Consider the following 347-nt stretch of genomic DNA (forward strand, 5'->3'; position numbering starts at 1 on the left):
TCTAACAATCGCTTTTCTTACTCCTAGTGAGACGTCCCACAACCCCAAAGAGCAAGCTCTTTGGTTTAGGCTGTTCCGCTTTCGCTCGCCGCTACTGACGGAATCACTATTGTTTTCTCTTCCTCAAGGTACTTAGATGTTTCAGTTCCCTTGGTATGCCTCTCCATGACCTATGTATTCAGTCATGAGTAACTGCCCATTACGACAGCTGGGTTTCCCCATTCGGACATCCCCGGATCGATGCATGCTTACTGCTCCCCGAGGCATTTCGTTGTTCGCCACGTCCTTCGTCGGCTCCTGGCGCCTAGGCATCCTCCGTGTGCTCTTAATAGCTTAACCATTGCTCT

At 50.4% G+C, this 347-nt stretch carries 1 rRNA gene; it reads right to left on the minus strand.

The window, feature by feature from the left end:
• A 23S ribosomal RNA gene (locus tag QP775_RS25605) occupies positions 1 to 339 on the minus strand; the annotation flags it as partial.
• Between the last annotated feature and the right edge of the window lie 8 nt (positions 340 to 347).

The organism is Paenibacillus sp. UMB4589-SE434, assembly GCF_030226685.1.
In the GTDB taxonomy this organism is placed as follows: Bacteria; Bacillota; Bacilli; order Paenibacillales; family Paenibacillaceae; genus Paenibacillus_B.